At 41.2% G+C, this 18991-nt stretch carries 19 protein-coding genes; 7 read left to right on the top strand and 12 right to left on the bottom strand.

The genetic code is table 11. The features are described 5' to 3' along the window. Positions 1 to 8 precede the first annotated feature (8 nt). From can to recN, 11 genes are all read right to left on the bottom strand, one after another. Positions 9 to 665: a carbonate dehydratase gene (gene can, locus Q8W26_RS08875; RefSeq protein ID WP_101215183.1), complete on the bottom strand. Its 657-nt coding sequence runs from the start codon at positions 663 to 665 to the stop codon at positions 9 to 11. A 154-nt stretch (positions 666 to 819) separates the two neighbouring features. Then, positions 820 to 1791: a lipoyl synthase gene (gene lipA, locus Q8W26_RS08870; protein ID WP_101215184.1), complete on the bottom strand. Its 972-nt coding sequence runs from the start codon at positions 1789 to 1791 to the stop codon at positions 820 to 822. Next, positions 1784 to 2434 carry a lipoyl(octanoyl) transferase LipB gene (lipB, locus tag Q8W26_RS08865; protein WP_370694272.1) on the bottom strand — a complete coding sequence of 217 codons (651 nt, stop codon included), beginning with the start codon at positions 2432 to 2434 and terminating at the stop codon, positions 1784 to 1786. Before lipB ends, lipA begins: the two co-directional genes overlap by 8 nt. Before the next feature lie 26 nt (positions 2435 to 2460). Then, positions 2461 to 2730 carry a DUF493 family protein YbeD gene (gene ybeD, locus Q8W26_RS08860; RefSeq protein WP_101215186.1) on the bottom strand — a complete coding sequence of 90 codons (270 nt, stop codon included), beginning with the start codon at positions 2728 to 2730 and terminating at the stop codon, positions 2461 to 2463. Positions 2731 to 2906: 176 nt separating this feature from the next. Beyond that, on the bottom strand, positions 2907 to 4076 hold the full coding sequence (locus tag Q8W26_RS08855) for a serine hydrolase (protein ID WP_370694271.1): 1170 nt from the start codon (positions 4074 to 4076) through the stop codon (positions 2907 to 2909). Positions 4077 to 4253: 177 nt separating this feature from the next. After that, on the bottom strand, positions 4254 to 5045 hold the full coding sequence (locus tag Q8W26_RS08850) for a septal ring lytic transglycosylase RlpA family protein (protein ID WP_101215187.1): 792 nt from the start codon (positions 5043 to 5045) through the stop codon (positions 4254 to 4256). A gap of 5 nt (positions 5046 to 5050) precedes the next feature. After that, positions 5051 to 6172, bottom strand: a complete 1122-nt coding sequence (rodA, locus tag Q8W26_RS08845; RefSeq protein WP_101215188.1) for a rod shape-determining protein RodA — start codon at positions 6170 to 6172, stop codon at positions 5051 to 5053. Next, positions 6159 to 8078, bottom strand: a complete 1920-nt coding sequence (mrdA, locus tag Q8W26_RS08840) for a penicillin-binding protein 2 (protein ID WP_101215189.1) — start codon at positions 8076 to 8078, stop codon at positions 6159 to 6161. Before mrdA ends, rodA begins: the two co-directional genes overlap by 14 nt. A gap of 112 nt (positions 8079 to 8190) precedes the next feature. Continuing rightward, the gene (gene rlmH, locus Q8W26_RS08835) at positions 8191 to 8661 is read right to left on the bottom strand and encodes a 23S rRNA (pseudouridine(1915)-N(3))-methyltransferase RlmH (protein WP_101215190.1); all 471 of its coding nucleotides are present in this window, start codon (positions 8659 to 8661) and stop codon (positions 8191 to 8193) included. Continuing rightward, entirely contained in the window at positions 8661 to 9002 is a 342-nt protein-coding gene (rsfS, locus tag Q8W26_RS08830) for a ribosome silencing factor (RefSeq protein WP_101215191.1), read from the bottom strand. The genes rlmH and rsfS overlap by 1 nt, the downstream gene beginning before the upstream one ends. Positions 9003 to 9112: 110 nt before the next feature. Continuing rightward, complete coding sequence (gene recN / locus Q8W26_RS08825; RefSeq protein WP_101215192.1) at positions 9113 to 10777, bottom strand: DNA repair protein RecN; 1665 nt, start codon at positions 10775 to 10777, stop codon at positions 9113 to 9115. 295 nt (positions 10778 to 11072) lie between these two features. Here recN and Q8W26_RS08820 point away from each other — a divergent pair, with 295 nt between their 5' ends. Beyond that, a complete protein-coding gene (locus tag Q8W26_RS08820; RefSeq protein ID WP_101215193.1) occupies positions 11073 to 11423 on the top strand; it encodes an MmcQ/YjbR family DNA-binding protein in 351 nt (116 codons plus the stop codon). A 95-nt stretch (positions 11424 to 11518) separates the two neighbouring features. Here Q8W26_RS08820 and nadK read toward each other — a convergent pair whose 3' ends face one another. Then, entirely contained in the window at positions 11519 to 12415 is an 897-nt protein-coding gene (gene nadK / locus Q8W26_RS08815; protein ID WP_101215194.1) for an NAD(+) kinase, read from the bottom strand. Positions 12416 to 12632: 217 nt separating this feature from the next. Between nadK and grpE the strand changes: the two genes are divergently transcribed. From grpE to Q8W26_RS08785, 6 genes are all read left to right on the top strand, one after another. Next, positions 12633 to 13232: a nucleotide exchange factor GrpE gene (grpE, locus tag Q8W26_RS08810; protein ID WP_101215195.1), complete on the top strand. Its 600-nt coding sequence runs from the start codon at positions 12633 to 12635 to the stop codon at positions 13230 to 13232. Between the two features lie 105 nt (positions 13233 to 13337). Further along, the gene (gene nrtS, locus Q8W26_RS08805) at positions 13338 to 13592 is read left to right on the top strand and encodes a nitrate/nitrite transporter NrtS (protein WP_305473127.1); all 255 of its coding nucleotides are present in this window, start codon (positions 13338 to 13340) and stop codon (positions 13590 to 13592) included. Continuing rightward, positions 13585 to 14478, top strand: coding sequence for a methyl-accepting chemotaxis protein (locus tag Q8W26_RS08800; protein WP_101215196.1), 894 nt, complete (start codon positions 13585 to 13587; stop codon positions 14476 to 14478). Before nrtS ends, Q8W26_RS08800 begins: the two co-directional genes overlap by 8 nt. Positions 14479 to 14792: 314 nt before the next feature. After that, a complete protein-coding gene (gene dnaK / locus Q8W26_RS08795; RefSeq protein ID WP_101215197.1) occupies positions 14793 to 16709 on the top strand; it encodes a molecular chaperone DnaK in 1917 nt (638 codons plus the stop codon). Positions 16710 to 16910: 201 nt separating this feature from the next. Then, a complete protein-coding gene (dnaJ, locus tag Q8W26_RS08790; protein WP_101215198.1) occupies positions 16911 to 18041 on the top strand; it encodes a molecular chaperone DnaJ in 1131 nt (376 codons plus the stop codon). A 52-nt stretch (positions 18042 to 18093) separates the two neighbouring features. After that, positions 18094 to 18900: a M48 family metallopeptidase gene (locus Q8W26_RS08785; protein WP_101215199.1), complete on the top strand. Its 807-nt coding sequence runs from the start codon at positions 18094 to 18096 to the stop codon at positions 18898 to 18900. The last annotated feature ends 91 nt before the right edge of the window (positions 18901 to 18991 follow it).

Below are 18991 nucleotides of genomic sequence, written 5' to 3'. Positions count from 1 at the left end.
GTCAATATTTATGCATCTGACTCAGCTAAGCTTTTTATCGCTGCTTTATAAACAGGAATAGCCTCTTCAGATGATGAAATACAGGTGTTGAGATCACGTAAGCGACCATCTTTTACACTGTAGATCCAGCTGTGCAGTTGTAGTTCTTGACCACGTTCCCAAGCGCCTTGAACGATTGAAGTTTGCGCAACATTCATTACTTGTTCAATCACGTTTAACTCTATTAAGCGATCTTGACGTAGTGGAATATTTTCAATCGCTCGTAATTGTTCTTTATGCTTATATTCAACATCTTTGATATGGCGTAGCCAATTATCAATTAGGCCAAATTTGCCATTGCTCATTGCAGCGATAACACCACCACAACCATAATGGCCTGTCACGATGATGTGTTTTACTTTTAACACATCGACAGCATATTGGATTACTGATAAGCAGTTTAAATCAGTGTGAACGACGGTGTTAGCGATATTACGGTGAACGAAAAGCTCCCCCGGTTTTAAACCGACAATTTGGTTGGCTGGTACACGCGAGTCAGCACAGCCGATCCATAGGTACTCAGGTTTTTGTTGTTCGCTTAGCGCTTTAAAAAAACCTGGTTCTTGTTGCTCAGTATCATGAGCCCATTGTTTATTGTTAGCAAATAATTGAGGTAAAAACTTCATGTAATACTCGTTTGTTAATTAGACTAAAGTAATAGTAACTAGTAACGGACCAATTTAATAGTCTCGTTGAGCTGGTCGGATTGCGAAGCCATTTTAACCAGCCCTGTTTATTGACATAAAAAAAGCAAGATCGTTAGAGCTTGCTTTTTTTGAATTATTTAACTTCTTTGCCTGCAGCTTGAAGATCAGCGTGATAGCTCGACCTCACCATCGGGCCACTTGCAGCATGGGTAAAACCTAATTCTCTGGCAACATCACCTAACTCATCAAATTCCGCTGGGGGCACGTAACGTACAACCGGTAAGTGATGCTTGCTAGGTTGTAAGTACTGACCCAGTGTCAACATATCAACATTGTGAGCGCGCAGGTCTTTTAACACTTCTACGATTTCTTCGTTAGTCTCCCCTAATCCCATCATAAGACCGGATTTAGTCGTGACTTCAGGGTGCATTTCCTTGAAACGTCTTAGTAGCTCTAACGAGTTTTTATAGTGTGCGCCTGGGCGCACTTCACGGTATAAACGCGGTGCAGTTTCAAGGTTGTGATTTAATACGTCTGGTGGCGCGGTGCTCAAGATATCAAGCGCTTTATCCATACGGCCTTTGAAATCGGGAACTAAGATTTCAATGCGAATATTAGGTACGGCTTGACGGATCTCACGGACACAATCGGCAAAATGTTGTGCTCCGCCATCACGTAAGTCATCACGGTCAACAGATGTGATCACAACATATTTCAGTTTCATATCTCGAATAGTTGCCGCTAGTTTTGCTGGCTCTTGCGCATTTACTGGTAATGGTCTGCCATGGGCAACATCACAAAATGGACAACGACGGGTACAAATAGCCCCTAAGATCATAAAGGTTGCGGTACCATGATTAAAACATTCAGAAAGGTTTGGACACGAAGCCTCTTCACAAACCGAGTTCAGATCATGCTTACGCATCGCCTGCTTAATTTCATCAATACGTGCGGTGCTGCGGGGTAATTTCACTCGTAACCATTTAGGCTTACGTAGTACTTCTGCTTTTTCTTGTTCAACAACTTTTACCGGAATATAAGCGAGCTTATCAGCATCTCTTAATTTCTCGCCAGCAACTAGGGTTGACTGCTTTATTTTAGTCATTCATAAATCCTGTAATTGTCTCTATCTGTTGATAATTGAGACGTTGTGCAATGATACGGGTTAAGTCGTCTTGTATGGTCGCCATATCGGATGGGCCACCAAGGTCACTAACCTGAACCATTTCTAACCCTGCATAGCCACAAGGGTTAATTCGTAAAAAAGGGTCTAAATCCATATTAACGTTTAATGCAAGGCCATGAAATGAACAGCCTTTACGAATACGTAGTCCAAGTGAAGCGACTTTCTTCTCATCGACATACACACCGGGCGCATCAGCTTTAGCGTAGGCGTCAATATCATAGCCTTTTAATAACTCGACTAAGGACTGCTCTATTTCTGTAACCAAATCACGCACACCCATTTTCAAGCGGCGGATGTCTAATAAGAAATAAGCAACTAATTGACCGGGGCCGTGGTAAGTCACTTGACCACCCCTGTCGACCTTGACCACCGGTATATCTCCCGGAAGTAACAGATGCTCTTCTTTTCCTGCTTGACCTTGAGTAAAAACGGGTTCGTGTTCCACCAACCAGATTTCATCAGCTGAATTACTATCGCGGCTATCGGTATAGTTTTGCATTGCATGCCATACACTTTCATACTCTCGACGCCCTAATTGGCGAATGAGTAATGTATCTGGCACAGGTGCTAATGGCTTTGTAGGCATAATTATAAAACGTAACGAACGATATCGATGTCTGATAATTCTTTATATAGTGTTTCGATGTGTTCTTTACTCGTCACCTTCACTGTATAAGAAATTGAGTGATATTTGCCTGTTTTACTTTTACGTAGGCCCGGAAGTTGTTTGAAGTCACCCGGTACTTGCACCGTCAAAACTTCATTGACGCGTTCTGGTAAATCGTCTTGCGCAAGGCCCATGATTCTAAAACCGAAGTCACAAGGAAAGTCCAGTATTTCGTCAAATTTCGTGTCCATTATTTTCTCCAACACAAAAAGCTATTATCCATTAGGAAACTAAGGGATTAGCGAAAGGTAGTATATTAGGTGATATTTTATCTTATCCCATGGCAATGAGCTAGGGCTAATCTGAGGAAGGGATAATAAAGAAGCCACGATTAACGTGGCTTCAATGAGAGATTGGGTTATTTAGGCTAGAATAAATTACTAATACTTTGCTTAACGTAATCAGTTGTGCGCTTGAACCAGCTGCCTTGCTCAACTTCATTAAGGGTCACTAACGGGTATTTAGCAATGTCTTTACCATCAAGTTGAATAAAGACAGTGCCGACCGTTTGCCCTTTGCTTATCGGTGCTTCTAACTCTTTAGAAAGCTCAAAGCTTGCTTTAAGGTTTTTACTTTGACCGCGTCGAATGGTTAGTGGTGTATCCGTTGTAATACCCAGTTTAACTTCGTCTGTTTTTCCGTACCAGACTTTTTGGCTAGCAAACTCATGGCCTGCTTTATATGGATTTACGGTTTCGAAAAAGCGGAAACCGTAATTTAAAATCTTTTTACTTTCGCTTGCACGACTGCGAGCACTCTTAGCTCCCATAACCACAGCAATAAGGCGCATGTCATCCTTGGTTGCTGATGAAACTAGACTGTATCCTGCTTGTGACGTGTGACCTGTCTTCATCCCGTCAACATTCATGCTCTTATCCCAGAGCAGGGTGTTACGGTTATATTGTTTAATCTTATTAAAGGTAAAAGACTTCTCTTTATAAAGAGCGTACTCTTCAGGTGTTTCGTGGATAATGGCTCGAGCAAGAATAGACATATCATAAGCAGTCGTTTTATGTTGCGTGCTATCTAAACCATGACTGTTCTCAAAATAGCTATTGGTCATGCCAATTTCAGCTGCAACATTATTCATGATTGAAGCAAAGCCATCTTCAGTGCCCGCAATATATTCTGCCATGGCGACACAAGCATCATTGCCTGATTGAATAACGATGCCCCGGTTTAAATCAGCAACTGAGATCTCTTTACCCACTTCGATAAACATTTTAGAAGAATCAGGGAAATTTTTTGCCCAGGCATTCTCACTAATGGTAACCATATCTGTTTGTGAAATATTACCATTTTTAAGTTCACGTCCAATGATGAAGCTGGTCATCAATTTGGTTAAACTTGCAGGCGCTAACAGGTCATGAGCATTACTCTCAGCGAGTACCTGTCCTGTAGTATGATCGACTAAGATAAAGCTTTTAGCTGCGACCGTCGGTTGGTTTGGAATAATTGTGGTGGCTAGGGTGCTCGTTGAGATAAGCATTAAAGTCGCTGTAGCTGCCAGCTTTGCGCGACCAGAAAAGAAATTAATCAAAATAGAGGACCATCTTTTTATACCTTGTAATCAAAGTAACCATTTGTGATACAACAATGACATCTAAAAGAAAAATTAGTTCAAAGCTGTTTAAAATTAGATAAAATACGTTAATTACAGGCCGTATTAATAAAAACATCCGCGAGAGCGGGAATAACTTTATATAGTAACTTGTTACAAGCGTTTGATAAATGCTTTAGGGTAAATATTTTCAACTTTGCTTAATACGCTCTGACAGCGAGTGAAGGTGTACATTGGGCCTAACTTCATCCGATAAAGCTTGCCAACCTGTTCCAGATAATAGGGCACACCGTTGGTGGTGGCGATGTCCTTAGTCCGTTGCTCTGCTTGAACAGAATCAGAGCTTGCTGCTAATTGAACGGCACAACCCTTCACTGATAAATTATTATGTGCAACTAATGTCAATTCTTGTTGCTTCAAATCGATAATTTCAAGCTTTACACGGGCCGTTCCATGTTTGAGAACACCTAACTTATAAGCGGCACCATAGGATAAATCAATGACTCTGTCAGGGTGAAAAGGGCCACGATCGTTAACGCGGACAATAGTCTGTTTGTTATTTTCTAAGTTAGTTACTTTTACAAAGCTTGGTAGTGGTAGTGATTTATGCGCCGCTGATAAAGTAAACATATTATAGGTCTCACCATTAGAGGTTAGGTGGCCATGAAACTTACTGCCATACCATGACGCTATCCCTTCCTCTTGATAATTAGAGCTATCCTTCATTACTTGATAACTGATGCCACGTACTGTGTAGTCTTTGTTGCCGCCTCTAGAGTATGGCTCGGGCGTTGGTGTTATGTCACGAACCTCTTCAGCTGTTGGCGCACGTTCAGGCGCGATATCTTGGCTGATACTGTATCTTGAACTGGGTGTACTACAAGCTCCAAGTAGCAAAACAAGTGCTAAATGAGGGGTTAATTTATAGAATTTATTACAGGTCATAACTACTACTTATTAAACTTACGATGGGTATGAATTGACATGATAATACCAAAGCCAATCATTAATGAGATCATGGATGTGCCGCCGTAACTAATAAGTGGTAGAGGAACACCAACCACAGGTAACAGCCCAGATACCATACCAATGTTTACAAAAACGTAAACAAAAAAGGTCAGGGTAATAGCTCCCGCTAAGATCCGAGCAAAGGCATCTTGTGCTTTAGCCGCAATATAGAGTCCTCGGCTAATAACGAATAGGTAGACACTTAATAACCCGATAACCCCAACCAGACCAAACTCTTCACTTAATACAGAGAATATAAAGTCTGTATGACGTTCAGGTAAAAATTCTAACTGAGACTGTGTACCATTAAGCCAGCCTTTACCAAAAATACCGCCGGAGCCAATGGCTATTTTTGATTGAATAATATGATAGCCTGAGTTTAGAGGGTCACTTTCGGGGTTTAAAAATGTAAGTACGCGCCGACGTTGATAGTCGTGCATCAAAAAGTACCACAAAACCGGGATGAAAGCAGACACTGCAACACCGAGTGCAGTGATGATGCGCCAACTCATCCCTGCTAGAAATAATGCAAAAATGCCTGAACTGGCGATCAGTATAGATGTGCCCAAGTCTGGCTGCTTTGCAATTAAGAGTGTCGGGATTAAAACGATAATAAAGCCGATCGCTACATGTTTCAATTTTGGCGGTAATGCATAACGAGTAATGTAATGAGCAACAACAATTGGCAAGATTAATTTCATCACTTCTGAGGGTTGAAATTTAAAGAAATGAAAATCAATCCAACGTTGTGCCCCTTTGCCTACGTGGCCAAAGAGTAGGGTGAATACAAGCAATACTACGCCAATAGCAAACACCGGGAATGCCCAGCGCCGCATTGTGCTTGGCGGACATTGCGCCACGATGAACATAATGAATAATGATAGACCTATATGGATCGTTTGGCGTTCAATCATTCGTTCACTTTGGCCACTAGCACCATAGATAACCACCATAGAGATTACCATCAACGCGAGTAAGCCACATAATAGTGGTACATCAATATGGATTTTATTCGCTAATGATTTTGGGCGAGCATAGCCGTGATTTGAGTTATTGTTGCCCATTGATTTGCTCTACTTGTTGATTAACTGTGGTGAGTTTATTGTCAAACGATAAGGTTCGATTATTCATATATTCGTCGAAAATGATTTTGGCAATTGGTGCTGCATTACTGCCACCGCCGCCCGCATTCTCGATAGTAACTGATACGGCAATTTCCGGATTGATATAAGGTGCATAACCCACATACATCGCATTATCACGATGTCTTTCCGCAATTTTAGTCTCATCGTATTCTTCATCTTCAGCCATGCCAATCACTTGAGCGGTACCAGTTTTACCTGCTGACACATAATTTGCGCTTTTGAAGACATTATAGGCAGTGCCGCCTGGGTCATTGACAACATCCCACATTCCTTTTTGTGCGATCCTCCAATGTTTATGCTGCTTTAGCACCACTGGCTGACTATCATCGGCAGGAATTTGTAATAGGCCAAGCTCTCCTTGACTTGCTCCTAATATTTGCGGTGTAAAGACTTCCCCTGATGTGGCGACAATGGCTGTCGATTTTGCTAATTGTAGCGGCGTTGCCGTCCAATAACTCTGGCCAATGCCTAATGATATCGTGTCACCGACATACCACGGTTGATTATGTCTAGCACGTTTCCAGCCCCGTGAGGGCATAATGGCAGATTTTTCTTCATGTATATCGACCCCTGTGTATTCACCAAAACCAAACTGGTACATAAATGAGCTAATTTTATCGATGCCTAAGCGGTAAGCTATGTCATAAAAGTAAGTGTCACAAGATTTAGCCATTGCTTTATAGACATCGACCTTGCCATGACCCCAAGCTAAGTGGTCTTTAAACTTTCGCTTCACATTGGGCAGTTGATACCAGCCGGGATCATCAATTGAGGTATGCTCAGTGACTATATTTTCTTCTAGAGCGACCAGCGCCATAAGTTGTTTGATTGTTGATGCCGGTGGATAAGCGCCTTGAGTCGCACGGTTAATTAATGGCTTATCTGGTGAGAGCAATTTTTTATATTCTTTAGATGAAATACCGTGGACAAACAAATTGGGATCATAACTTGGGCTACTCACCATGGCTAATACAGCGCCATTGTTCGGATCTAGGGCAACGACAGAGCCACGACGCCCTGCTAGCGCCTCATAAGCTTTCTGTTGTATATTAATATCAATATTAAGATACAAATCTTGACCGTGCTCTGGCAATTGCTCATTGAGAACACGGAAGATGCGGCCTCGATTATTCACTTCAACTTCTTTATAACCGGGTTTACCATGGAGTAACTCTTGATAATATTTTTCGATGCCTTGTTTACCAATATCTCGTGTGGCAGCGTAAATCGCTTCTTGCTCTTTATCGATAATCGCCTGCTGCTCTTTTCGAGTTATACGCCCGACATAACCCATGACGTGGGTTAAGCTCTCACCAAATGGGTAATAGCGTTTAAGCCTTGCTTCAATTTTTACCCCGGGTAATCGATGTAATTGAACGCTAATTTTCGCTACTTCCTCAGCAGTTAATCGGCTCTTTAATACGACGCTTTTAAAACGTCTTTGAGCCTTGACGGACTTGAAAAAACGCTGTTTTGCTTCTTCACTTAAAGCAATGATTTCTGCGATTGAGGCAACTGTCTTTTTAATGTCTTTTATCTGTTCTGCTACGAGCTCGAGACTGTGAACTGGACGGTTTTCCGCAAGGATTACACCATTTCGATCAAAGATGACACCACGATTTGGCGGAGTAGGAATAAGCTTGATTCTATTTCCATTGGCGCGAGTTTGGTAGCTCTCGTGCGAGTTAACTTGTATGTTGTAAAGGTTAATTAATAAAATACCAACTAATACACAGACGCCGAAAAAAGCAATAATGGCTCGTCGAGTAAAGAGATTAGATTCAGCGGTATTATTTCTGATGTGTGTACGTTGACGTGAAAACATGAGCCCATAATAGAAAGAAACAGATCATTCATATTTGAACACAAAAAGCCTGATTTCTCTATTAAAAAGATATTGAGAATACTAATTTACAAATCAAATGCGAGGAGTAAGGCTACTCACGATGATAAGGATGATTATTATTGATGCTCCAAGCTCGATAAAGGGACTCGGCAACAATAACCCGAACCATTGGGTGGGGGAGGGTTAGAGGAGATAAAGACCAACGCTGTTCAGATGCTGCAATACAGCTAGGTGCCAGACCTTCTGGTCCACCGACGAGTAAACTTACATTGCGGCCGTCAAGTTGCCATTTCTCAAGGTTCTTGGCTAGCGTTGGCGTAGTCCAAGGTTTTCCTTCGACTTCTAAGGTGACAATTCTATTACCTTTAGGAATAGCAGCGAGCGTTAACTCACCTTCCTTATCTAAAATACGCTTAATATCGGCATTTTTTCCCCGCTTGCCCGCTGGTATTTCTAGAATTTCTAGCGAACAATCACGAGGAAAGCGGCGCAAGTATTCTTGCAGACCGCTTTCAACCCAACTAGGCATCTTTGTGCCAACAGCGACTAGTTGAATTTTCATTAGGTGTTAAGGTGCTTTGATTCGCCATTCCATAACTGTTCTAATTTATAGAACTCACGGCTTTCGTCATCCATCACATGAACGACAACTTCATTCATATCCACTAAAACCCAACCACCTTCTTTTAAGCCTTCAATACCTAATGGTGGAATACCTGCTTTCTTCGCTTCAACAAGTAGGTTATTTGCAATAGAACGGCAATGACGAGAAGAGGTACCTGAGCAGATAATAAGCTTATCGGCCATAGGTGATAGATTAGTAACGTCTAGAGTAACTAAGTTTTTTGCTTTCATGTCTTCTAAGTTATCGACGATAAAATCAAGTAATTGAGTGCCTTGCAAAGTAATACCCTTAATTGGTGCAAAATAAAGTGGGCTATTTTAGCACTCTATGATGCAACCTAACAGCTCTGTCTGCATATTATTATAAATATGTGCTGGTGATCCTAAAATTAGTTGGCGACAAGAAGCTCGTTAGCATTGGCTAATGTCGCATCACTTATCTTATTTCCGCCTAATAAACGGGCAAGCTCAATGACTCGCTCTTCTTGTTTTAGAGGTGACATCGTCGTATGGGTTGATTTTCCGTCGGTCTGTTTGATGACTTGCATTTGTTGGTGGCCACAACCTGCCACTTGCGGTAAATGTGTAACACAAAGGATTTGAGTCGATTCACCTAATTCTCTTAGCATGGCCCCGACCGTTGCCGCCGTTGGTCCACTGATCCCAACATCAACTTCATCGAAAATGAGGGTAGGGGTTGCTACTTTCTGTGCGGTGATAACAGAAATAGCCAGGCTAATTCGGGATAGCTCACCCCCAGACACAACTTTATGTAATGGTTCCAGAGGCTGGCCGGGGTTAGTTGATACTTTGAATTCGACTAAGTCAACACCATACTTACTCAAAGTTTGTGTGGAATTTGGACTAATTGAGATCTCAAACTGGCTATGCTCCATCGCAAGGCGGCGCAATGATTTAGCAATTAATTTATCTAATTTTTTAGCAAATTTCTTTCTGCTTTCACTCAATTTTTCTGCGTCAATGTAGTATTGCTTTTCTATTTCTTTGAGCTGTTGTTCAAGTTCGGTAATACGCAGTTCACATCCACTTAAATTTGCTAACTCCGTGTGCATTGATTGGTGAAGACTAGGTAGTTCACATGCTTCAACGTGATGTTTTCTGGCAAGTTGCATTGCTTTACTTAGACGTTGTTCAACTTCTTGCAAGCGCTGTGGGTCTTGCTCGATGTTTTCATTATAATGGCGAACCTCATTTACACTCTCTTGTACTTGAATCAGTGCCCCTTGAAGCATTTCGGTACATTCACTTAATGAAGAATCTTGAGCTAATAGCTGTTCTAGAGTCGCTACTGCGCTGTGCAGAGACGCCTCAATGTTGTGCTCACTGTCGGCTAGCTGGTCTAATAACTGATGAGATTGATATTGTAGTGTTTCACTGTTTGATAAACGCTGATGTTCTTGTTCGATCTGTTCAAACTCGCCTTCAACGAGTGCAAAAGTATCGAGCTCTTCCACTTGATACTCTAACAGCTGAACTTTGGCAGCATATTGTTGCTGGTTAGCAATGAGTTGGTTAAGTTCTTGGCGAATTGCTTGGACATTTTTAAAGGTTAATTCGACTCTGCTAAGTAATGACTTATGGCCTGCATATTGGTCTAACAATGTCAATTGAAGTGAGCTATCTAATAAACCTTGGTGTGCATGCTGGCCGTGAATGTTCAATAAATACTTCCCTAGCTCTTTTAATTGACTGACGGGAACAGCACGGCCATTGATATAACCTTTAGAGCGACCTTCCGAAGAGATCGTTCGCCTGACAATACATTCGTTGGCGTTATCTAATTCGGAATGTGATAAGAACTTTAGGGCAGCGCTGTTAGTTTCAATGTTAAATGTTGCACAAATGTCGGCACGTTGCCCTGTTGGACGTACCATCGAGGCTTCGGCCCTAGCACCTAAACACAATGATAAGCCGTCAATAGCGATAGACTTACCCGCACCAGTCTCACCGGTGATAGTCGTCATACCACTATTTAATTCGATGTCTAAATGCTCGACAATAGCAAAATCATTAATAGAAAGTTGAGTTAACATAAACTGCTCCAAATTGTGCACGGGTAAACTTATACAGTGCTTTATACAGTGTCTGTTTATTTATACAGTGTTTTGTGTTTATTGCAAGTTAGCGTAGCATTTTTATTCACAAATAATAAAACTTAGAATATTTATTAGCATTTGCTTTATTAGCTAAATGCATGATCTGTTAGCTTTATTTAGAATTGATAAAACTAGGTGCGTAAAAAAGTAAAAAAAATTCCTTTAAAAAAATTCTTTTTGACTATAATCAGCTCGAACACAGGTATTTTTAACGGATTAAAAAGAGGCTAATATGGAAATATATATCAATTATATTATGGCTAAACACTTCTGCTTATTGGATTATCCATTTGGGCGGGAACTTAAGGTTTTTAAAGTAAAGGGTAAAATTTTTGCCATTGTTGCAGAAGGTAATGAGAATCAACGACCCAATATTTGTTTAAAGTGTACGCCTGAGTCAGCCATAGAGCTAAGAAAACAATACCAAGCTATTGTTGCGAATAGTCAATATAATGAAAAACACTGGAATACTGTTTTTATGGATGATTCGATAAGCGATCAGCAAATAAAAACAATGATTGATACATCGTATGATCTTGTTGTCGCAGGCTTACCAAAAAAAGTGAAACGCTTGATGAAGTAATCTTGGTTACTGGCCGACACTTTTAAAGTCTCGGCCTAAATATTGCTGAAGTGAAGATGGATGATTTTATTTTTGGAAACGTGGGAACTTTAGGTTCATATTTTCTTCGTCACACGTTGCTCACTCCAACTAAGCTTACTTCTTAGCACTTCATAATAGCTATAACCGATTGGGTGAATTAAGCGTAACTGGCTGTCACTTTTTTGGATCATGATTTGATCGCCAGGGAGCACTTCTAAACTGACTTGCCCGTCACAGCTAACTTGAATAGTCTGATCTAAGTAATGAGGGATTTTAAGCTCGATTTGACTATTACCGTCGATAACTATTGGGCGTGAACTTAAGGTATGAGGGAACATTGGAACGAGAGAAATTGCATCCATATTGGGCGTTAAGATGGGACCGCCACCTGACAGCGAGTAAGCTGTGGAGCCTGTTGGAGTCGATGTAATTAAACCGTCTGAACGTTGGTGATAAACAAACAATCCATCAATAAACAATTCAAATTCAATCATGTTTGCTACTTTAGCTGCATGGAGAACCACTTCATTCATGGCAGTGTTACAACTTTTTAATACGCCGTGCCTAAAAATTTGTGCTTCAAGCAAGAAGCGCTTTTCAGTAATAAATTTACCATCGAGTATAGCGAGTAATGGCTCTTGGATATTATCGGGATCAATATCAGTTAAAAAACCTAAGTTACCGCGATTTACACCGACTACGGCGATATCATATCGCGCAAGTACCCTAGCAGCGCCAAGCATATTGCCATCACCACCAATAACAATGGCTAGATCACAGCGCTCACCAATTTCGATAAGCGGGGCTTTAGTGACATTTAATGTTTCAGCAATCGCAATGGCTGAACGTTCATCAACAATGACGTCATAGCCATTCTCACACAATAACTGATGTAATTGTTCTATAGTCTGGCTTGTTTCGCTATGATTGGTTTTACCAATTAAACCGATGCAATTAAATAAACGTTTCATTTGATACTATTCACTAAAGTTGGTTGTTTTGAGTATACGGCTAGACGATTAATATAAGCAATCAAAACAACAAGCTATTTCTTATCTTCCGGTACTTGAATATAACCATTGGATCAATAGAAAGTAAGAAAATTATGCTTAAGGTCTTGAATCATACAATTTCGACCCCATAATAGCATTCATTAGTACGAAAATTTATATCTATAGTGGAAGAGAAATGAGTAAAGAAGACTTAAACGCTAAAAATGTTGAACAAGAGATTGTTGAAGATGTTGAAACAGTAGAAGAAGTAGCTGTTGAAGTTGAAGTAGATGATTCTGCTGCACGCATTGCTGAGCTAGAAAAGGCATTAGCCGAAAGTGAAGCAACAGTTGCTGCTCAAAAAGACGGTGTACTTCGTGGTAAAGCAGAAGTTGAAAACATGCGCCGTCGTGTAAGCCAAGATGTAGAAAAAGCGCACAAGTTTGCCTTAAACAAATTTGCAAACGAGTTATTGCCTGTTGTTGATAATCTTGAGCGTGCATTAAGTGCAACGGATAAAGACAACGAGCAAATGACTGCGATTGTTGAAGGCATCGAAATGACACTGACTAGTTTTGTTGGTGCGTTAGAGAAATCTGGTGTTACACAAGTTAACCCTGTCGGTGAACAATTCAACCCTGAACTTCATCAAGCGATGACAATGGTTGAAGTGCCTGGCGCTGAGCCAAATGCTGTGATTGATGTCATGCAAAAAGGCTACGAATTAAACGGACGCTTGTTAAGACCTGCGATGGTTGTGGTTGCTAAAGCTGCAAGCGTCGATACGAATGCTTAAGAATGAAATAGTCTAACAATATGCTTGCTTTATCATATTGATGCTATATCGTCACAGGGCCATCGAGATAACTCGATGGCCTTTTTATTTTGAGGCCATAGCTTGATGAAGATTCAATTATGGATAGGTTATGCAACACAGCGAACTTTGCTGCTACGTTCATTTAAAGTCTCTGCAATCGTGGGTAGTTTGCTAGTCCTGATTAATCAGGGTGATGTTATTGCCAATGGTCAACTAACAGTAATTCATTACCTCAAAATTTTATTAACTTATTGCGTTCCATTTTGTGTTGCTACCTACTCCAGTGTTGCAGCATTGCTAAACCAGCAAAACGCACAAGGAAAGGACGATCATGTTTAGCTTTTTAGCAGGCGATAAAATTCCAGCCGGTAGTGTCATTATCGAACAATCAGAGCTCAATCAACTTAGACAACAAGCACAAACTCTTGAAACACTAGAGCAAAGCGGTGCATTAGAGATTGCTCAACAAATTACATCAAATGCACAGCAAGTCAATCAAGCGTCTTCTAACCGTTTAATGCAGATACAAGAGAGCTTTGATCTCATTCAATCTTTCATCGAACAATCTGAGAGCATTGAGAACTTGTCAAATGAGTCTTTTTCAGCTGCGCAAAATACGGCGCAAACCTCACTATCAGGAATCGAACAACTAAAACAGTTAACGACTAATATCTCTGAGTCCGCCACTTATATCGGTGAGTTTACGCAGTTACTTAATAGTCTTGATGAGAATAACCAAAACATTGGGCAACTAGTTGACTCAATTAAAGGGATTGCCGATCAAACAAACTTATTAGCACTAAATGCTGCGATTGAAGCGGCTCGTGCTGGGGAACATGGACGTGGCTTTGCTGTCGTTGCAGATGAAGTTCGGTCATTAGCGAATACTGCTAATCAATCAGCCGAGCAAATCCAAAACGAAATGAAGAAGATTATGGATATTTCAGGTTCCATTATTAGCAAACAAAAACAGGTAACAGCGATTATTGATGGCAGCGTTGATATTGCATCACACACAATGACGTCACTTGATGACATGGTTAATCTTGCGCAGATGAGTTCAAGTTTGGTTGAACAAACCATTACTCAGGTACAACAACAATTAAGTAGTTCTGAGGCGATTAAACAAAATATGCACCAAGTGGTTGATGATACGAAACAGGCCGTCGATGGTTCATCGACTAACGTTAACTTAGGTGAGCAGCTAATTACCCGCCTTAGTTAAGGATAACTTGGGGTATTTGGCTAAGCTCTTAGTCAATTACCCTTTACTGATATTAATCGTTTAACGCAGTGTCTTGTTATCATTTCATCAATACAAGTGATTTAAATAAAAAAAAGTAAAAAAATATTACTTTTTCCCTTGGCATTTAAAAAAGCATCCCCATATCTATTTTTAAGCAAAGCATGAACAGATAATCATGTGATTGTATAAAACAATTACTTCGTTCTTGCTTAAACCAATGGCATATTTGCTATTGGTAAAATAACCCCTAATTTTTTTAGTCATTGTTTTGGCATAGTTTGGAGATTTACCCGATGGGCAAAATTATCGGTATCGACTTAGGTACAACTAACTCATGTGTTGCTGTTTTAGACGGCGAAAAGACACGAATCATTGAAAACGCTGAAGGCGATCGCACAACACCTTCGATCATCGCTTACACTGAAGGCGAAGTATTAGTTGGTCAACCTGCAAAACGTCAAGCGGTTACTAACCCACATAACACATTATTCGCTATTAAGCGTTTAATCGGTCGTCGCTTTCAAGATGAAGTTGTTCAACGTGATGTAAAAATCATGCCTTACAAGATCGTTAAAGCTGACAACGGTGACGCTTGGGTTGAAGCACAAGATAAGAAAATGGCTCCACCACAAATTTCTGCTGAAATCTTGAAAAAAATGAAGAAGACTGCAGAAGATTACTTAGGTGAGTCAGTATCTGAAGCTGTTATCACAGTACCTGCATACTTTAACGATGCACAGCGTCAAGCAACTAAAGATGCTGGCCGTATCGCGGGTCTTGAAGTAAAACGTATCATCAATGAGCCGACGGCTGCTGCACTAGCATACGGTATGGACAAAAAAGCGGGCGACAACGTTGTTGCTGTTTATGACCTTGGTGGTGGTACATTTGATATCTCAATCATCGAAATCGATGAAATGGATGGCGAGCACACATTCGAAGTATTAGCGACTAACGGTGACACTCACTTAGGTGGTGAAGATTTCGATAGCCGTCTAATCAACTACTTAGTAGAAGAGTTCAAAAAAGAGCAAGGTATCGACTTAAACAACGATCCACTTGCACTACAACGTCTGAAAGAAGCAGCAGAGAAAGCAAAAATCGAACTTTCTTCAACGCAACAAACAGAAGTTAACCTACCATACATCACGGCTGATGCAACAGGTCCTAAACATTTAGCGATTAAAGTGACTCGTGCAAAACTTGAGTCTCTAGTTGAAGATTTAGTACAACGTACACTTGAGCCATTAAAAGTAGCATTAGCTGACTCTGATTTAAGTATCAGTGACATCAACGATGTTATCTTGGTTGGTGGTCAAACACGTATGCCGCTAGTACAAGAGAAAGTAACTAACTTCTTCGGTAAAGAGCCACGTAAAGACGTTAACCCTGATGAAGCAGTAGCAATGGGTGCTGCAGTACAAGGCGGTGTATTAGCGGGCGACGTAACTGATGTATTACTACTAGACGTTACTCCTTTATCGCTAGGTATCGAGACTATGGGTGGTGTGATGACTACGGTTATTGCTAAGAATAGCACGATCCCTACGAAGCAATCTCAAACGTTCTCTACCGCAGAAGACAACCAGTCTGCTGTAACCGTTCATGTTGTACAAGGTGAGCGTAAGCGTGCTGCAGATAACAAATCATTAGGTCAATTTAACTTAGAAGGCATCCGTGCAGCAATGCGTGGTACGCCTCAAATCGAAGTTACTTTTGATATCGATGCTGATGGTATCCTACACGTATCTGCGAAAGATAAAGACACTGGTCAAGAACAGAAAATTACGATTAAAGCATCTTCTGGTTTAGATGATGATGAAATCGAAAAAATGGTTCGTGACGCTGAAGCAAATGCTGAAGAAGATGCGAAGTTTGAAGAGTTAGTTCAATCACGTAACCAAGCTGATGGCATGGTTCACGCAACACGCAAGCAAGTTGAAGAAGCTGGTGAAGCATTAGCAAGCGACGAAAAAGAGAAAATCGAAGCGGCTGTTGTTGAACTTGAAACTGCAATTAAAGGCGACGATAAAGAAGCGATTGAAGCGAAAACTCAAGCGTTAATGGAAGCGTCTGCTAAATTAATGGAAATCGCACAGCAACAAGCACAAGCGCAACAAGGTGCAGGTGAAGGTGCTCAAGAGCAAGCTCAACCACAAGATGATGTTGTTGACGCTGAATTTGAAGAAGTTAAAGACGACAAAAAGTAATATTTGTCGGTAAGTAACAATGTAGCGGGCGTTTGGGGAAACCTTAACGCCCGTCCTTGTTAACAGATACTGAGATTTAGTAGCAATTCCAATAACTAATTTAACTTATAAATCATGCTGTTAATTAATGGAATTGGTTTAATTAAATTGTCTATCAGGCAAGTAAACCTGATGTAGAAGAATAAGTGGAAAGCAATCACCATGTCTAAACGTGACTATTATGAAGTATTAGGCGTTTCTAAAACGGCTACTGAGAAAGAACTGAAAAAGGCGTACAAACGCTTAGCGATGAAATGTCACCCTGACAGAAATCCTGGGGATGAGTCTGCTGTAGAGACATTTAAAGAGCTGCAAGAAGCTTATGATATTCTTGGCGATGCTCAAAAGCGTGCTGCGTACGATCAATATGGCCATGCAGGAGTTGATCCTAGTCGCGGCGGCGGTGCAGGCGCACAAGACTTTGGTGATATCTTCGGCGACATGTTTGGTGATATCTTCGGTGGCGGTGGCGGCCGTGGTGGACGCCAACGCGGCCCAGCACGCGGTGCAGATTTACGTTACAACATGGAGCTAAGCCTCGAAGAAGCGGTTAAGGGTGTCAGTAAAGATATCCAAGTACCATCCTTACAAAGTTGTGATGATTGTCATGGCTCTGGCGCGAAAAAAGGTACTTCGGCAACCACTTGTGGAACCTGTCATGGACAGGGTCAAGTCCAAATGCGTCAAGGTTTCTTTGCCGTACAGCAAGCTTGTCCTACGTGTCGTGGTAAAGGTAAGATAATTAAAGACCCATGTCGTACTTGTCACGGCGAAGGTCGTTATGAGAAAACGAAAACGCTATCAGTTAAAATCCCTGCCGGTGTTGATACTGGCGACCGTATCCGTTTAAGTGGTGAAGGTGAAGCAGGTGAAGCGGGCGCTGGTAACGGTGACTTATACGTTCAAGTGCATGTAAAAGATCATAACATCTTCGAACGTGACGGTAATAATCTTTACTGTGAAGTCCCTATTAGTTTTGCCCATGCTGCGCTTGGTGGTGACATTGAAGTACCGACACTTGATGGTAAAGTGAAGTTAAAAGTTAGTAGCGAAACTCAGACGGGTCGTATGTTCCGTTTACGTGGTAAAGGGGTGAAGTCGGTTCGCAGTCATTCTACCGGTGATTTAATCTGTAAGGTTGTTGTTGAAACTCCAGTTAAACTGACTGAGCATCAAAAGAAACTACTAAAAGAATTTGATACGGCCGTTAATGGTTCATCAAAAGAACACAAGCCAAAAGCTGAAGGTTTCTTTGATGGGGTAAAAAACTTCTTTAACGACTTAAATGGCTAATCAATAGCAGGTTATTTTGTTAACCTGCTTTAATTTGATGAGGGATTATATAATGAAGAAAACTATTTTAGCGGTAGCTGCACTGTCGGTACTAGCAGGTTGCCAAGTTACGAAAAGCCCTACAGGACGCACACAAGCTTTAATGTACTCTTCGGCTGATATGAACACGTTAGGTGCGCAGTCATTTGAAGAAATAAAAGCCAAAGAAAAGGTCGTCACTGACGCTCGTGTTAATGGTTATGTTGCATGTATTACCGATGCAATTACTGCTCATGTCCCAAGTTCTTACGGTGTTAAGCAATGGGATGTTGTGGTATTTGACTCACCACAAGCCAATGCGTTTGCATTACCAGGTGGTCATATCGGCGTTTATACGGGTTTAATGAAAGTTGCCAAAACACCTGATCAACTGGCCGCGGTTATCGGCCATGAAATTGGCCACGTGCTAGCGAATCATTCAAATGAACGTTTATCACGCAACCAACTTACCGGCATGGGCATGCAGATTGCTGGCGGGGCTTTTGATCTCGCTGGTGTGCAAAATAAAGAGTTATGGATGCAGGGTTTAGGCCTTGGTGCTCAATATGGTGTGGCATTACCTTTTGGGCGTAAGCAGGAAAGTGAGTCTGACAAAATAGGCTTAGATCTAATGGCTAAAGCTGGTTTTAAGCCTGAGCATAGTGTGACGCTATGGCAAGCTATGGGTGCTGCGGCTGGTGGGCAACAGCCAATCGAGTTCTTATCAACTCACCCATCAAATGAGAGACGCATTAAAGACTTAAATAAGGGTATGCCTAAAGCCAATGCCACTTACCAACAGGCACAAGCGTCAGGTTTACGACCAAGCTGTAAGGTCTAATTTTTGAAAATCGTAACCCTCTGACTATATAATCGTTAGAGGCTTAGGGTTTACTGTACACCGAATTTAATCGGCTTTAGTTTATAAACTG

The organism is Psychrobium sp. 1_MG-2023 (assembly GCF_030689115.1).
Taxonomy (GTDB): domain Bacteria; phylum Pseudomonadota; class Gammaproteobacteria; order Enterobacterales; family Psychrobiaceae; genus Psychrobium.
The sequence above is the reverse complement of the archived record's forward strand: the minus strand, read 5'-3'. Positions and strand labels throughout refer to the sequence as shown.

Bases quoted from the DNA above. Each gene is read 5' to 3' on its own strand.
- nrtS (WP_305473127.1), top strand. From the start codon at position 13,338: ATGAAGATTCAATTATGGATAGGTTATGCAACACAGCGAACTTTGCTG.
- dnaK (WP_101215197.1), top strand. From the start codon at position 14,793: ATGGGCAAAATTATCGGTATCGACTTAGGTACAACTAACTCATGTGTT.
- mrdA (WP_101215189.1), bottom strand. From the start codon at position 8,078: ATGTTTTCACGTCAACGTACACACATCAGAAATAATACCGCTGAATCT.
- grpE (WP_101215195.1), top strand. From the start codon at position 12,633: ATGAGTAAAGAAGACTTAAACGCTAAAAATGTTGAACAAGAGATTGTT.
- can (WP_101215183.1), bottom strand. From the start codon at position 665: ATGAAGTTTTTACCTCAATTATTTGCTAACAATAAACAATGGGCTCAT.
- Q8W26_RS08820 (WP_101215193.1), top strand. From the start codon at position 11,073: ATGGAAATATATATCAATTATATTATGGCTAAACACTTCTGCTTATTG.
- lipA (WP_101215184.1), bottom strand. From the start codon at position 1,791: ATGACTAAAATAAAGCAGTCAACCCTAGTTGCTGGCGAGAAATTAAGA.
- nadK (WP_101215194.1), bottom strand. From the start codon at position 12,415: ATGAAACGTTTATTTAATTGCATCGGTTTAATTGGTAAAACCAATCAT.
- Q8W26_RS08850 (WP_101215187.1), bottom strand. From the start codon at position 5,045: ATGACCTGTAATAAATTCTATAAATTAACCCCTCATTTAGCACTTGTT.
- dnaJ (WP_101215198.1), top strand. From the start codon at position 16,911: ATGTCTAAACGTGACTATTATGAAGTATTAGGCGTTTCTAAAACGGCT.
- Q8W26_RS08785 (WP_101215199.1), top strand. From the start codon at position 18,094: ATGAAGAAAACTATTTTAGCGGTAGCTGCACTGTCGGTACTAGCAGGT.
- recN (WP_101215192.1), bottom strand. From the start codon at position 10,777: ATGTTAACTCAACTTTCTATTAATGATTTTGCTATTGTCGAGCATTTA.
- rlmH (WP_101215190.1), bottom strand. From the start codon at position 8,661: ATGAAAATTCAACTAGTCGCTGTTGGCACAAAGATGCCTAGTTGGGTT.
- Q8W26_RS08800 (WP_101215196.1), top strand. From the start codon at position 13,585: ATGTTTAGCTTTTTAGCAGGCGATAAAATTCCAGCCGGTAGTGTCATT.
- rodA (WP_101215188.1), bottom strand. From the start codon at position 6,172: ATGGGCAACAATAACTCAAATCACGGCTATGCTCGCCCAAAATCATTA.
- ybeD (WP_101215186.1), bottom strand. From the start codon at position 2,730: ATGGACACGAAATTTGACGAAATACTGGACTTTCCTTGTGACTTCGGT.